Below are 13,845 nucleotides of genomic sequence, written 5' to 3' on the forward strand. Positions count from 1 at the left end.
TAGACTAAGTAGTTGAGATAGAATAAAGGCAACACTTTATACAAAGCCAACGTAATTAGTAGAGAAGTTTGAGTGTAGAATCCACAATGGGAAAACTTAACACTGACAATACCTAAACTCAGCAGAACAATGTTGCCATTTAGGCAATATTTCCAGGTATTTTCGGATTATTTTTAAAAAGTTGTATGAACCAAAGCACGATAATTGATAAGAATTCTTATCTTAGTTTGGTTTTGCCAAATTTAATGTATATATAATATATTTCAATTATCTATCCAAAGAGAGTAATTATTTTTTATTAATTCCTAATTAGTCATAACGCTCTATACGAGAGGCTGCGCCTAGTTTGCTTCCCATAGGGGTACGCAAACTCGCTACCCTTGCGCTAACGTAATTCGTAATGATTGGCGAAACAGTCGCGCGTAATTGTCTTTTTTAGTGGTCTTGAATTAGTTGGAGTCTAGATATCCAACTAATTCAATTATGAATTAAGAATTAATAGACTACTTGCCACCAACCGAAAGCTGGGCCGATAAAACGGATTGTTGCCCATCCTACAACCATAAGACCAATGCCTATCCAAGCACCACGAGTAGTCCAAGTGACAAATTGTTCGCCTTGAGTTTTTGTGATTGGAACCCAAGACAAGATGCGAGTCTCTTGACCGTATGTTTCTCCTAGTGTGGTTTTACGACGTTTTGCTTCACCCATAATCAGCAACTCAAATTCTACTTAAGTTCTAAATTTATTTTGACAGGAATCATGCCTACTCCAGAGGCGATGAATTGCATCACCTTCTATAAGCTGATAATAGTGCTTACTTCTGGGCGATCGCGCTTTGGTTGACAAAATTTAAATTGGGCACTGGTAACTGAACTTTAGGCAGAATTTTCCTCATTGGTATTGGAAAACAGGCTGGGATCGAGATAGTTAATGCGTGCCAGAGGACTTAAGGCTGCGAGAATTTGAGCGCCGTAGCTGCGGTTAACTACACGACTATCAAGTAAAGCCACGATACCTTGACTTTCTCGTACTGGAGCGATCGCCCGTTGTAATTCATTTAAAGCTGCTGGCAACAAGTATAAACGGAACCAATCTTGATGCGATCGCTTATAAAGAGCTACCCTACCAGCTACCAGGGGATTTTCCAAAGATGGTAGGGGCAAAGTCGCAATGATTAATAGATGAGGTGCTGGCAAGACTCGTTGATGTTCTCGCCAAAATTCCCAACCGCTAATCAAAATACCATTTTCATCTAAACAAGTTTTTTCTACTTGCACCCGCGAACCAAACTCTGAAGCCAGAATTGTCGCCACTTGAGCCTTTAGTGGTACATCCCCCACCAAGACAACAGTTAATCCTGGCGCTGTCGCACTTAGACAAACCAGTGTGCGGACTTTGTGAATAAATGCCGCTTGAAATTCTGGTGTGTTGGGTAGGGGCAACTTATAAGGTACATACAGTTGAATTGCTTCCGCTTGACTCTCCGAAGAGAACTTCAGGCAAGTTAAATCGTCCAAACCCAAGCGCTGGTGAAAAAGGGGAGCCTCAGTTTCCGGTTCGATAGCGCTACCAATTAAAACTACTGGTTGTCGCTGCCAAACAGGTGAAAGTATTTCCCCTAATTCCATTGGGGCGTAGTGCAAAGAAAATAAACCTTGTCGATGGGCAATAGTCGCCCAGAAGAGAGGAGGGGGGGCAGGGGAGGCAGGGGGGGAAAGATTTTCATTAAGGGTTTGAAATTGTTGCCAGAAATTTTTCCACTTATCTGGGAGGTTTACTTGGTCTAAAGCCAAATACAGGTGACTCAAAATTTCTATTTCTGGCTGGGAAATTAGATAGCAATGATATGGATTAGCAGGATGCTGAAAAAGTTCGTGTGTTAGTTGTATCCGTGCTTCGTGAATTGTCTCAGCTTGGTTGGGACAAGCAAGCATGAGTTGATCCCAATCATCGGGTTGAATATCTTGGGTAAGTTGATGACGCACCCAGTCTTCGAGATCGTCTACCCCATCAATAATTGTGGGGATGCCTTGGGGAAAGCGTGAGCCACCAGCCAATTGTCCTTTTAACCAAGCTTCTGGGGAAGTTAAGAGTAGCCCTTGGAACTCAGCATTAGGCCAAACATCACCTGTCCTAATCGATTTATTGGTTGGTAGCCATTGCTGTAGACGGGGAATTTCCACCCGCAGTAGAAGTTGCTGCACTGTTTCTTGAGCAACAATAATTACAGGGCCATGCCACATCAGGGCTGATGCTACGAAACTAGTACGATACCGCCCTTGATAGCCACTAACTGCCCCTACTTGAATTAGGGCGCTACGTCCCAGGCGCAAGGCGCGTGCTACCAACCGTGCCATCGTCAAATGATGGGGCCAGGAAGGGAACCCCGCTTGCGATCGCAAAAAGTTATGTAGTGACAAATGAACTTCTGCCTCAATCACACGCTTTCAATTCCATACAAAGTGATTTTTACTTCCAATTGCCCCATTTCTATTATCTTGTTATTTGTCATTTGTCATTTGTCCTTTGTCCTTTGCTAATGACCAATGACTAATGACCAATCACCCAATACCCTATAATTATGCCAACTTACACAGGAATTTCTAGCGAAGCCTTTAGGCATCCACTAGATCGCCAAGCCGAGCAAGCTTTACGAAATTTACCAGGATTTGATTTAATCGCTCGTAAATTTGTGGAATTTATCTACGAACGCCCTCAATTAGTCTATCTAATGGGTAACACCATCCAAGTCGGGCCGCGTCAATATTCCACTATTTACCAGATGTTTCGGGAATGCGTCCGAGATTTGGACATTTACCCAGAACCAACACTGTTTGTCTCACAAAATCCCCAAGCAAATAGCTATGCGCTGGGGCAAGAGAATCCTTACATAGTAATAAATACAGGGATACTAGACTTACTAGACGAAGCCGAGATGAGGACGGTGCTAGCCCATGAACTGGGGCATATTAAATGTGGTCATACTATTTTAATTCAAATGGCGATGTGGGCGATGAGTGCTGCTTCTGCTTTGGGAGAATTGACCTTTGGCATCGGTAATATTGTCACCCAAGGCTTGATTTACGCCTTTTTTGAGTGGCGGCGCAAAGCCGAGTTATCGTCAGATCGCGCTGCACTATTAGTAATGGATGACTTGAATCCCGTGATGTCAACGATGATGAAACTCTCTGGCGGTAGTAACAAATATGCCAATGAATGTAGTTTACAAGAGTTTATCAAGCAGTCAGAAAATTATCAGGCATTGGATGAGGATGGACTGAATCAGATATATAAATTCTTGATCTACAATGGCGCTCAGGGTACGATGTTGAGTCATCCTTTCCCTGTTGAACGCTTACATTACTTACGATCGTGGGCAGTATCCGAAGAATACCAGCAAATTCGCCGAGGAAATTATCAGCGATCGCCTGCTTCTGGATCGGTAAATGTTTCAGCAGAATCTTCCGAAAATCAAACAGAAATTTTACGCCGTCAAATTGAAGAATTACAACGGGAAATCGACAGAATTAGAAGGAATGAGTAGTTTTTAGTACTAAGAGTGGATTTAGATCGCCGACTTCTCAAAGAAGTCGGCGATCTAGGTAGCAACTTTTTACAGAAAATTAAAATACTTAGAGTTAAACCAGATAATTACTCCAGTTCCCAACACACAAATAATTCCCGCCAAGCCAGCCAGGGGTTTCTTATTTTTACCTGTAAACCAGTCAGAGACAATACCAGTGTAAGTAATTAGTTCTGCTGTATCTATGGTAGCGATCGCCCATACCCATCCCGCGTGCAATCCCCAAGCTAAACCCAAATTACCACCAGAGGCAAAGCGTGCTAACACCAACACCATTCCCATCAGCCATAATCCAGGAAGTTGGGGTGCAGTTTCGCGTTGCTCCCAAATCAGGTGTAACAAGGCAAAAATCAAGCTAGAAATTGCTGCTGCTACCCAAACTGGGTAATCCTGCACTAATTCTGTGAACAGGAAACCGCGAAAAACTAACTCTTCTATCCCACCGACTAACAACGCTATCAAGAAAATTGGTAGCAATATGGGCAGTAGTAACTTGAAATTCGACTTTTCAAAAGAACACCAACCTAACCAGAATTGCCCACTAAATACAATAGCGAGACTCAGCACTCCCAAACCAAAACCTAGTGCTAAAAAACCAAGAGTTGAAAGATTGCCAACAAAGCCGTAATCTGAAAAAGATTTATTAGTCAACCAAGCAACTCCCCAGAGCATCGGGGGAGCTAATAGGTAAAGTGACACCAATAACGGCATTTTTTGCTCTGGCTGTAAAGGTTTAGGAGGTTGCCAATTAAGCAATATTGCTGATACTGTTGCTACTGGCAACCAGCAAACTATCCAGCAAACAAAAAATGCCGTCACTATAACTAGTGGCGGTGCATTTTCTATAAACGCCAGTAAGGCGTTGACTGAAGACTCAAAGAAAGTTATCAAAATAAACAAAAAAAACACGATAGACTTCTTGCATTATAGATTTCTTGCTGATTAATCAAGACTCTACTAAATTTGGTGAATTCTGCAAGGGGTCTAATCGTATTTTTTACCTGGCTACCAATTTGCTGTCGGGGTAAGGACAGGTTATCATCAACTGAAACTTATCCCTACCATCAGCAAATTTACTCTTCGTCTTCCAAATCTTCGTCTGATTCGTCAGAATCTATATCTTGTGAGGTTAGTTTTTTATCGCTTTCACCTAGTTGAATCAGGTGAATATGTTTGTATCCCAGCCTAATTTCAAACTCATCTCCAGCCTTCAAGCCCATTGCTTTGGTATATGTAGCACCAATTACAATTTGACCATTTTGATGGACACTAACCCGATATGTCGGTTCACGACCACGACCATCTTTAGGTGCTTCTGGACTTAGAGGAATTCCTCTAGCAGATAGCAAAGCGTCATAAAAATCGGTGAGATTGACACGAACTTGATTATTCTTAGTAACAGTGTAATAGCCGCACTGTTTAGCTCTTTCTCGGCGTGGTAATGTGGAAAGTTCTTTTACTTTAGCAAGTAGTGCTTTTCCAGTTAATGGCGCGGTTGCAGTTTCAGTCATTATGCTCAAATTTTCCTTACTCTCTCCAAACTGATAAACTATGTAGTCTTATGCCAGCATTTAATTTTTTAGCATTTGCATAGAGCTACTGAAGACCCTAGTGTAACGGGTGAATTCCTGCCGATAGGAGCCAAAAGCACTTCTATATATGGTTGTCCACAACCAACTAGAGGCCATAGTTGCCACAGACATTAATTTTGGCGATCTTACGGCACTTTTAACCATTATTCGCCATCAGAAAGAAAACTATTTTCTCCTTTGGCGCTACTGTAGCGGTGTAACTTTCAGCCACCTTTACAAATGGGGTTAGGTTCTACTGCAAATAAGTCGTAGACCCAAAAAATTGCAGGTTTTTCACTTTCAGTGCTTGCCTTTCTTGGCAATGAGCAAGTAGAGTTTTCTCCACTCGTCCTCTCAAGCTTAGGACAGCATAGTATTTCAATAGAGTCCTACGGGCATACACCCTTTTGTCCTACCAGTAGAGACGCGAATTTTCTTGTCTCTACATTACGAATCAACAAAGCAGTAGTAACCGCGCTGATACGGCTATTGATTCTGGTTTTGCTACTTCGTAATTTTATATTAAATACTAGCATGGACTAATAATAGCAAAATAGTTGTTTAATTTTGAATTAAAGTTGCTGGTAAATTTTTATTTAAATTCCTGGACTAAAAGAAGAAAAAAGCAGTGACGATTTTCTTAACCCTTTATTGCAAGCGTGAGCATTGCTATCTGGCTTTTATAAAAATTTATATAATTGAGACGAGCAGTTTTGACCAATGAGTTCAATCCCATATTTTCTTGATTGAGAGCAAGCCAAAAAGCGAAAAGTCTCTCACCTCCGGGTTTCGCGGTGTCCTAACTTTTCTTTGAAAGTGGTGGGGATTTTTCTTCGGTTTATTATCTTCAGGTCAAAAGCAGTCAGAGAATTTTGCACGTCTGTCTATGGGAAGAACAAATCTCTTAACATCTGCCTAGTGCTTGATTGCCACTACTATATATTAAACATGGGCTTTCACACATCTATATAATCAAAAAATCCTGCCTTTGCTACCAATTGACGAAATTTTACTGTCAGGACTGCTTGACTCAAGTTGACATCAAGACGTGTGGCTAACTTCACATACATTTCATTTGGATACGATCGCTAGGTCAAAGATCAACTTAAGTTACTTTTTAAGCAAACCCTCTTTCCTTTACATTCCTAAACAGGGAAATTTAATGCAAAGCTGCAATTACATTTTTGGCGTTTAACTCAGAATTTGACGAAAATCTTGCCTACAACGCTACTACAAGTAAAATTTGAATGGTTATCCTTAAACTAGAATCAGTCGCCCTTGAATCGTCAGCCTATTAACACCAGGGTTTAAATTCCGGGCGAAAAAGTATAACTCACTTTTCGCAACTACCTGCTTTGATTCATGATTGTTGAGGCTGGCGAAGTAATTTTAAAATTTTGGTTAGTAGTTATGGAAGTTATTTTTAAGGTCATTCGACAGCAACAAAATTCCTCCCCTGTTGTGCAAACCTACCTTGTGGAAGCCGAGCCAGGTAATACAATCTTGGATTGCCTCAATCAAATTAAGTGGGAGCAAGATGGAACTTTGGCATTTCGCAAAAATTGCCGCAATACTATTTGTGGTAGCTGTGCTATGCGAATTAATGGGCGTTCGGCTTTAGCTTGTAAAGAAAATGTTGGGAGTGAACTTGCCAGATTACAACAAATACCGTCATCCCAAAGTAAAGTAAATGCTATTGGTGAAATCACGATCGCGCCTCTTGGCAATATGCCCGTGATTAAAGATTTGGTTGTAGATATGAGCAGCTTTTGGAATAATCTAGAGGCAGTTGCCCCTTATGTGAGTACAGCAGCACGACAAGTACCAGAAAGAGAATTTTTGCAAACACCACAAGAGCGATCGCGCCTCGATCAAACTGGTAACTGTATTATGTGCGGTGCTTGTTACTCTGAATGCAACGCTCGTGAAGTTAATCCAGACTTTGTAGGTCCCCATGCCCTTGCCAAAGCTTACCGAATGGTAGCAGACTCCCGCGATAGCGATACCGAAAATCGTTTAGCAAGCTACAACGAAGGTACTAAAGGCGTATGGGGTTGCACTCGTTGTTTGTACTGCGATTCAGTTTGTCCAATGGAAGTTGCGCCATTAGAACAAATCACCAAAGTTAAACAAGAAATTCTCACCCAGAAACAAGCCAGCGATAGTCGCTCAATTCGTCACCGGAAAGTATTGGTAGATTTGGTTAAAGAAGGTGGTTGGATTGATGAACGTCAATTTGGTGTACAAGTAGTCGGTAATTATTTTCGTGATTTGAAAGGATTACTCAGTCTTGCACCCCTCGGTTTGCGAATGATCCTCCGAGGTAAGTTTCCCCTATCATTTGAACCTTCAGAGGGTACAGAACAAGTGCGATCGCTCATTGAATCTGTGCAACAAGTAGAAAATAAAAGTTAGGAGTGAGGAGTTAGAAGTAAAAGTTAGGAGTTATGAGTTATGAGTTAGAAGTTAGGAATTTTTAACTCATAACTCCTCACTTCTAACTCCTAACTATAATTCAACGCGGTTCTTGAGGTATATTTAACGGCTGTCCATAACGGTCATATACTAAAACATCCCACTGACCATTGTTACTAGACTCAAAAGCGATTCTGCTACCATCAGCGCTAATTGTAGGGTTGCGGACTTCCGCTTGCAGGTTATTGGTCAAATTCCGCGATTGGCGTGTTTCTCTGTCGTAGAGAAAAATAGCCGATCGCCCCTGACGGCTAGCAGCAAACACAATATAACGACCATCTTGTGAAACGCTAGGATGATTTGCGATCGCATCAAAGGAATTTAAACCTGGCAAATCAACCAAATCACGATTTACCGTATCAAACATATAAACATCTTGGCTACCGCGTCGGTCAGTAATAAAAACAATGTATCTCCCAGAAATTTGGGGGTTTAATTCCGACGCTAAACTATTGAGACTCCGACCCCCTGGATCAAAGGGATAACTCAAAAGACGAGGGTAGCCAAAACATCCAGTCAATAAACTTAAACAGAAAAATACAGGTATAAAAAAAACACGTTTCATATAATTAGTCATTAGTAATTAGTCAATAGTCTCACAACTCTTAACTCCTAACTCCTAACTTTCTTCCCTACGGAGGTGAACCTACAGTTGCACCGTTGGGAATATCTAACTCAATATTTGGCCCCCGGTCTAGGACTTCAATATCCCACTGACCACGAGTGGCGGTTTCAAAGACAACATAACGTCCATCTGGACTGATATTTGGTTTTCTGACCCAGCCGCGATAAATTGGTGTGACAATTTGAGACTGTTGTGTAGCGCGATCGTAAAGCGCTACCACTGGTCTACCTTGATCGCTAGTAAGATAAGAAATATAACGCCCGGTGTAGCTCAAACTTGGACTTTCGGCAATTGTCTCTTGTCGGTTTATCCCCGGTGTGCTAATAAACAGTTGCCTCTCCAAATCGTACACTAGTAGCTGCTGATTACCATTCCGATTAGATACAAACGCTAAAAAGCGCCCATTTCCACTCAAAGCAGGTTGCTCCTCGGTGTAGCGACTGTTAAGAGAAGTAGTCCCTATAGGAATATCGCTAGTACCACAAGATACAAGCAAACTTGTTAAACCAAAAACCAGGCTCCAATGAATTGGTCTTTGGAGCCAAAATGTCGGCGTAAATTTTTCCACCTCAACTGTTTTCCGTCGCCTCTAAACTTACTTCCACACCAAATGTTTTAAACATCGTCATCAAAATCGGTCAAATTATCTGGCCGCTCATTTGGTTTTTCAATTGGATTGTATGGCACATAATCAGTTGGGATCGCATCATCATCTTCGCGCGGTCTTCGAGGAGTTGAGTCAGTGGAAGGACGACGCCTTCTCGGTCTGGAAGAAACATCATCTTCACGACTTTCGGGACGCTGTGACCCGTTATTACTACGGCGAGAAGGTTTTCTGACTTCCCCACCCGAACTTTCCCAATCATCAACTTGCCTAGATGAAGAACCCCAATTTTCATCTTCAGAGCTTTCAGAAGGGCGATTCACGGGACGACCAGAAGTCCGCCGACGCGTTCTATCAGATGGAGCCTGTCTTTCACTACTGCTGTTGCGGCGTTCTGTGCGACGGGGGGGTTGTTCCTCGTAATAGTCATCACGAGTTGAAATCTCATCCCTGCTACCGCGAATGCGGGCACGCACTGGGCGTTCTTCCTCGTCTTCATAAGGCAGTGGATCTAAGTCTGCCTCCATCTCAGCCCCATACCTCTTGCGGTTGCGGTTCATTGAATAATTTCCGCTTACCTCTCGCTCATCGTCCACAATTGGAGTGTTGCGTTTAGCTTGCTGGGTAGCGATACTCCGCAAGCGAATACTTTCAACTGCAAAAAACACAGTTGTACCAACTAAAAGCAGTTGACCAAATTGTAAAATCGGGTCAAGCCGCCATCCTTGAAAGACAAGAATGAAGCCGCAAAGCAAGCCGACTGCTGCAAAAAAGATATCTTGATCTCGTGACAATTCTGGGCGCACAGTGCGGAGAAAATACAGTGCTGCCCCAGCCACAGCCAGGAAAATTCCTAGAATACTGGCTGAGTTTGCCCCAAAATTTACCTGAGCCAGAAAACTGGCTGAGTTCAGCCCAAAATTTATCATTGCTGTTTTCCCAATATCAAATCTATGTTAGCGAGTCACAATTAAAATCACTACTCTAATTAGTCACGATATATTGAAGCTTCAAAGCCTCTGGCAAAGAAGCTCTGAAGCTATTCACCGAAAAGTAAAAACACCTATGTCTGTCATCTATAACTGCCACCAGCCGCAGTTTATGCTGCTTTTGGTGAAATAAATGTAGATAGCTGACAGACAATCGATTGTGAGAGTTAAATTAACTCTCATAAGCATTATGAACGCTGTATTTTATCTTTCTGGCTAATGAAAATTAGACCAACTGTAACGGGTATTACAACAATTGCTGTACCCCATAGCAGACTCCAAAGAAAATTTGCTAAAGAAGGCGTCATACTTCTCAACCTTTTTTTACACAGTTCATCCTAATTTTAATAGTGTATTACTTTCTTGAGAAGCCTCTAACTCGGAACTGCCAAACTTGGTAACTGCTTTCACCATTTGTTGAGTTAACCACGTGGGCGAGTTCACTTTTCTATTTCAGAAGGAAGTGACAGCATTTGGTTAAAATGATGATCGGAGTGCTTTACAAAGCTTAAAACTTTTTAGCGATGTCTACGATGGGCTAATCGGCGTCGCAAAATGCACATAGCCGTTGCCTAAGTTTTTTCTTTCTTTACAGATAGATAGTACCTGAAACCGATGACTGGTGTTAACCTGACTGCTTGGATTCTTGGCCCTGTGTTAGGGGTGATGACATTCTTATTTATATTTCGTATCATTCTCACTTGGTATCCGCAAGTGGATCTGAATCGTTTGCCGTTTAATTTAATAGCTTGGCCGACTGAGCCATTTTTAATCCCGTTGCGAAAGCTGGTGCAACCTATAGGCGGGGTAGACATTACACCTATTATTTGGGTTGGTATCTTTAGCCTGCTGCGAGAAATCCTACTAGGTCAACAAGGATTGCTGACTATGCTATCTCGTGTAAATTAGGTTACAGAATATAGGTTACAGGCCATAGCTTATGAACCCTGTTCTCTGTAACCTATACCCTGTAACCTTTTTCCTTCCCTACTCCCCTAACCGTTCATTTCCTGCACAAAATTTGTATAGACGTTACCCTGTAAAAACTGTGGAGTTTCCATAATTTTTTGATGAAACCCAATGGTGGTAGGTAGTCCAGTGATGGCACATTCTCGCAGTGCGCGTTTCATCCGGTTAATCGCAGTGGGTCGGTCTGGCGCCCAAACAATTAACTTGCCGATCAAGGAATCGTAGTAGGGCGGGATTTGGTAATCTGTGTAAACGTGGGAATCAATCCGCACACCAGGCCCTCCGGGGGGCAGATAGCTACTGATCCGTCCAGGAGAAGGGCGAAAGTCATGGTCGGGATCTTCGGCGTTGATTCGGCATTCGATCGCATGACCTCGTAATACTACTTGCTCTTGGGTCAGCTTGAGTCTTTCACCTTGAGCAATGCGAATTTGTTCAGCAACTAAGTCAATCCCAGTAATCATCTCTGTTACAGGATGTTCTACTTGAATCCGGGTGTTCATTTCCATAAAGTAGAATTTACCGGATCTATCCAACAGAAACTCAATAGTACCCGCCCCACTGTAGTTAATGAATTGAGCAGCTTTGACAGCAGCTTGTCCCATTTTCTCACGTAGGTCTTGGTCGAGAGCCGGACTAGGAGCCTCTTCTAACAGCTTTTGATTCCGGCGCTGAATTGAGCAATCCCGTTCACCCAAATGGATGACATTACCGTAGTTATCCGCCAAAATTTGAAATTCGATGTGGCGGGGACGTTCAATAAATTTTTCGATGTAAACGCCAGAATTCCCAAAAGCTGCTCCTGCTTCCCCTTGGGCTGCGAGAAAAAGTTTCACAAATTCGTCTTCAGAACGAACTAGACGCATACCCCGTCCACCGCCACCTGCTGTAGCTTTGATCATCACTGGATAGCCGATATCCTTGGCGAATCTTAATCCTTCTTGCTCGGATTCTACCAATCCCTCAGTACCTGGTACCGTTGGTACTCCAGCTTTTTGCATGGTTTCTTTGGCAGTGGATTTATCGCCCATCCGTCTCATAGCTTCTGGAGTTGGGCCGATAAAAGCAATATGATGGTCCGCACAGATTTCCGCAAACCGGGCATTTTCTGCCAAAAAACCATAGCCTGGATGAATGGCAGTCGCATTGCGCGTCAGTGCAGCAGCAATAATATTGGGAATATTCAAATAACTTTTACTGCTAGCGGGTTCGCCAATGCAAACCGCTTCATCAGCAAGTTGGACGTGCAGAGCATTACGGTCAACGGTGGAGTGAACCGCAACTGTGGCAATTCCCATTTCTTCACAGGCGCGGAGAATGCGAAGGGCGATTTCTCCCCGATTGGCAATTAATATTTTGTCAAACTTCATTTTTTAGTTTCGATATCATTACCAGTAGATTGACATTTTCTCCGATCCAACTTAAAACAACGCTTCCGCATTATTTCAAATTATTGCAGGAGATTCGCCACCCTGATCCTAAGCAAACTTGCATATTGCAGGCTTGCTGCCTCTACGGGTCTTACTACACTAACAACATTGCTGCTGTAAGTCTTGGCTAGACTACCAAGCTGGGCTTTTGCATAGGCATAGCCCGTCGTAGACATCGCCTACAGCAGACGGATACGCGATGGCTACGCCCGCCGCAGGCATCGCACCCCGCCGAACACAGTCGCTCTAGTAGCTCCAACCCTTTTCAATATCACTTGTACAACTGCTAAATTTCTGTCAGTCTGATACCGCCTGGAGAAAATTTATATTTTTGAGCAACTGAATTTAGATATCACCTTACTATAATTATTTTCTTATGCTATAGTCTATTCTTAGAGAAACCATGCGGATGTGGCGGAATTGGTATACGCGCACGCTTGAGGTGCGTGTGGCTTTGCCTTGGGAGTTCGAGTCTCCCCACCCGCATTTTTGTTTGTTTAAGCATAGGGTCAATAGTCACAGGTCAAAAAACCTTAGACTATTGACCCTTAAATATTAAGTTTGTAGTGAAGACTTTAGTCCTTTTCGGAACCACTCAGTGCTTACTACATATTAAGCATTGCCTTGTCAAAGTACTAGTTTTTTATGCTTTTATAGAAATAGGTGAAGTTTTGTAAAAAGCATTGACTATTTCTTTTCCGCCGACAAACAACCTAACACTGCCACCAGCTTGGCATCGCCTCACTCCGATTTGGCAAGGAGGGGAGGAAATAATTCAACAAAGTTTACCTCACAGTCAGCTGGCACCTGCATGGCAGCTAATGCTTTTGGGTGACGGCTCCCCAACACGTCACTTAGAATTGCTCACAGGTGAGGCTGTAGAAGTCGATGTTATTGATATGTCATTGATTGGCACGGATTTGGATGCTGCTCCTGAGTTAATCCAAGCTGTCCCAGAACCGCGATTACGACGACAAGTATGGCTGCGTACCGCTTCTGGTCAAAGATTAGCCTATGCTACTTCGTGGTGGGAAGCCAGTCATGTCGATGAGTACTTACAAAACCGTTCATTACCAATTTGGGCAAGTTTAGCTCGTCTTCGCACAGAATTGTATCGGGATGTTCGAGGAATTTACTACGGTGACTCTTTGGCACTAGAGTCCGGTTTTGGTGTAACTGGGCCTTTTTGGGGTCGCCACTACTTGTTTTGGCATCATGGACAGCCACTGACATTAATTTATGAAGTTTTTTCACCTTATTTGACCAAATATTTGGGGGCTATGCAATTAAATTCCGAAAATCAGTAAGATAGCTGAAATCATGCAATGAAATTATCAAAGGAACGTTGAATTATTGTTGCAGCGATCGCTTCTGGTAGTAGTGCCGTTAAACTAATGAGTTTTCGGTGATGGTTTGCCGTTGTTTAGCGATCGCATCCTCTTTAAAATAGAGTCATTCCCCAAGATCAACTATGATTCAACTCAAAACCCAACTCACCCTCAAAGAATTTCTTGCACTTCCCGACAAATTACACCTCAAGAAATCTTCCAACAAGCAATAATTTCCTACTGATGTTAGCAAGAAAGACACGAGGAA

14 protein-coding genes and 1 tRNA gene are annotated in these 13,845 nt (G+C 42.6%); 6 read left to right on the top strand and 9 right to left on the bottom strand.

Features of this window, described 5'->3' with window-relative positions:
• Positions 1-495: 495 nt before the first annotated feature.
• Positions 496-711 carry a DUF2839 domain-containing protein gene (locus V7K61_RS04095; RefSeq protein WP_099101660.1) on the bottom strand — a complete coding sequence of 72 codons (216 nt, stop codon included), beginning with the start codon at positions 709-711 and terminating at the stop codon, positions 496-498.
• A gap of 167 nt (positions 712-878) precedes the next feature.
• Positions 879-2,444 (bottom strand): ATP-dependent DNA helicase, encoded by a 1,566-nt coding sequence (locus V7K61_RS04100; protein ID WP_335051166.1) that lies wholly within the window; start codon positions 2,442-2,444, stop codon positions 879-881.
• A gap of 140 nt (positions 2,445-2,584) precedes the next feature.
• Between V7K61_RS04100 and V7K61_RS04105 the strand changes: the two genes are divergently transcribed.
• Positions 2,585-3,547: a M48 family metallopeptidase gene (locus tag V7K61_RS04105; RefSeq protein WP_335051169.1), complete on the top strand. Its 963-nt coding sequence runs from the start codon at positions 2,585-2,587 to the stop codon at positions 3,545-3,547.
• Between the two features lie 69 nt (positions 3,548-3,616).
• Here the strand turns inward: V7K61_RS04105 and V7K61_RS04110 are convergent, their stop codons facing one another.
• Positions 3,617-4,495 (bottom strand): CPBP family intramembrane glutamic endopeptidase, encoded by an 879-nt coding sequence (locus tag V7K61_RS04110; RefSeq protein ID WP_335051171.1) that lies wholly within the window; start codon positions 4,493-4,495, stop codon positions 3,617-3,619.
• A 164-nt stretch (positions 4,496-4,659) separates the two neighbouring features.
• Positions 4,660-5,097 carry an AbrB family transcriptional regulator gene (locus tag V7K61_RS04115; protein ID WP_094350106.1) on the bottom strand — a complete coding sequence of 146 codons (438 nt, stop codon included), beginning with the start codon at positions 5,095-5,097 and terminating at the stop codon, positions 4,660-4,662.
• A gap of 148 nt (positions 5,098-5,245) precedes the next feature.
• On the opposite strand from V7K61_RS04115, the gene V7K61_RS04120 reads away from it, so the two are divergent.
• A complete protein-coding gene (locus V7K61_RS04120) occupies positions 5,246-5,407 on the top strand; it encodes a hypothetical protein (RefSeq protein ID WP_335051173.1) in 162 nt (53 codons plus the stop codon).
• Positions 5,408-6,567: 1,160 nt separating this feature from the next.
• Positions 6,568-7,572, top strand: a complete 1,005-nt coding sequence (locus V7K61_RS04125) for a succinate dehydrogenase/fumarate reductase iron-sulfur subunit (RefSeq protein ID WP_335051176.1) — start codon at positions 6,568-6,570, stop codon at positions 7,570-7,572.
• A gap of 100 nt (positions 7,573-7,672) precedes the next feature.
• Here the strand turns inward: V7K61_RS04125 and V7K61_RS04130 are convergent, their stop codons facing one another.
• The 4 genes from V7K61_RS04130 to psbX form a co-directional block, all read right to left on the bottom strand.
• Positions 7,673-8,197 (bottom strand): TolB family protein, encoded by a 525-nt coding sequence (locus V7K61_RS04130; RefSeq protein WP_334836585.1) that lies wholly within the window; start codon positions 8,195-8,197, stop codon positions 7,673-7,675.
• Positions 8,198-8,264: 67 nt separating this feature from the next.
• Positions 8,265-8,825 carry a TolB family protein gene (locus V7K61_RS04135; protein WP_335051178.1) on the bottom strand — a complete coding sequence of 187 codons (561 nt, stop codon included), beginning with the start codon at positions 8,823-8,825 and terminating at the stop codon, positions 8,265-8,267.
• 47 nt (positions 8,826-8,872) lie between these two features.
• Entirely contained in the window at positions 8,873-9,790 is a 918-nt protein-coding gene (locus V7K61_RS04140; RefSeq protein ID WP_335051179.1) for a Ycf66 family protein, read from the bottom strand.
• Between the two features lie 248 nt (positions 9,791-10,038).
• Positions 10,039-10,158 carry a photosystem II reaction center X protein gene (psbX, locus tag V7K61_RS04145; RefSeq protein WP_012412183.1) on the bottom strand — a complete coding sequence of 40 codons (120 nt, stop codon included), beginning with the start codon at positions 10,156-10,158 and terminating at the stop codon, positions 10,039-10,041.
• A gap of 307 nt (positions 10,159-10,465) precedes the next feature.
• Between psbX and V7K61_RS04150 the strand changes: the two genes are divergently transcribed.
• Complete coding sequence (locus tag V7K61_RS04150; protein WP_094350101.1) at positions 10,466-10,759, top strand: YggT family protein; 294 nt, start codon at positions 10,466-10,468, stop codon at positions 10,757-10,759.
• A gap of 86 nt (positions 10,760-10,845) precedes the next feature.
• On the opposite strand, the gene accC is transcribed toward V7K61_RS04150, so the two are convergent.
• The gene (accC, locus tag V7K61_RS04155; protein WP_335051182.1) at positions 10,846-12,189 is read right to left on the bottom strand and encodes an acetyl-CoA carboxylase biotin carboxylase subunit; all 1,344 of its coding nucleotides are present in this window, start codon (positions 12,187-12,189) and stop codon (positions 10,846-10,848) included.
• 465 nt (positions 12,190-12,654) lie between these two features.
• On the opposite strand from accC, the gene V7K61_RS04160 reads away from it, so the two are divergent.
• Positions 12,655-12,735 (top strand) — tRNA-Leu (locus tag V7K61_RS04160).
• A 197-nt stretch (positions 12,736-12,932) separates the two neighbouring features.
• Positions 12,933-13,556: a chorismate lyase gene (locus tag V7K61_RS04165; RefSeq protein ID WP_335051184.1), complete on the top strand. Its 624-nt coding sequence runs from the start codon at positions 12,933-12,935 to the stop codon at positions 13,554-13,556.
• Positions 13,557-13,845: the final 289 nt, after the last annotated feature.

The organism is Nostoc sp. (assembly GCF_036918015.1).
Lineage (GTDB): Bacteria > Cyanobacteriota > Cyanobacteriia > Cyanobacteriales > Nostocaceae > Nostoc.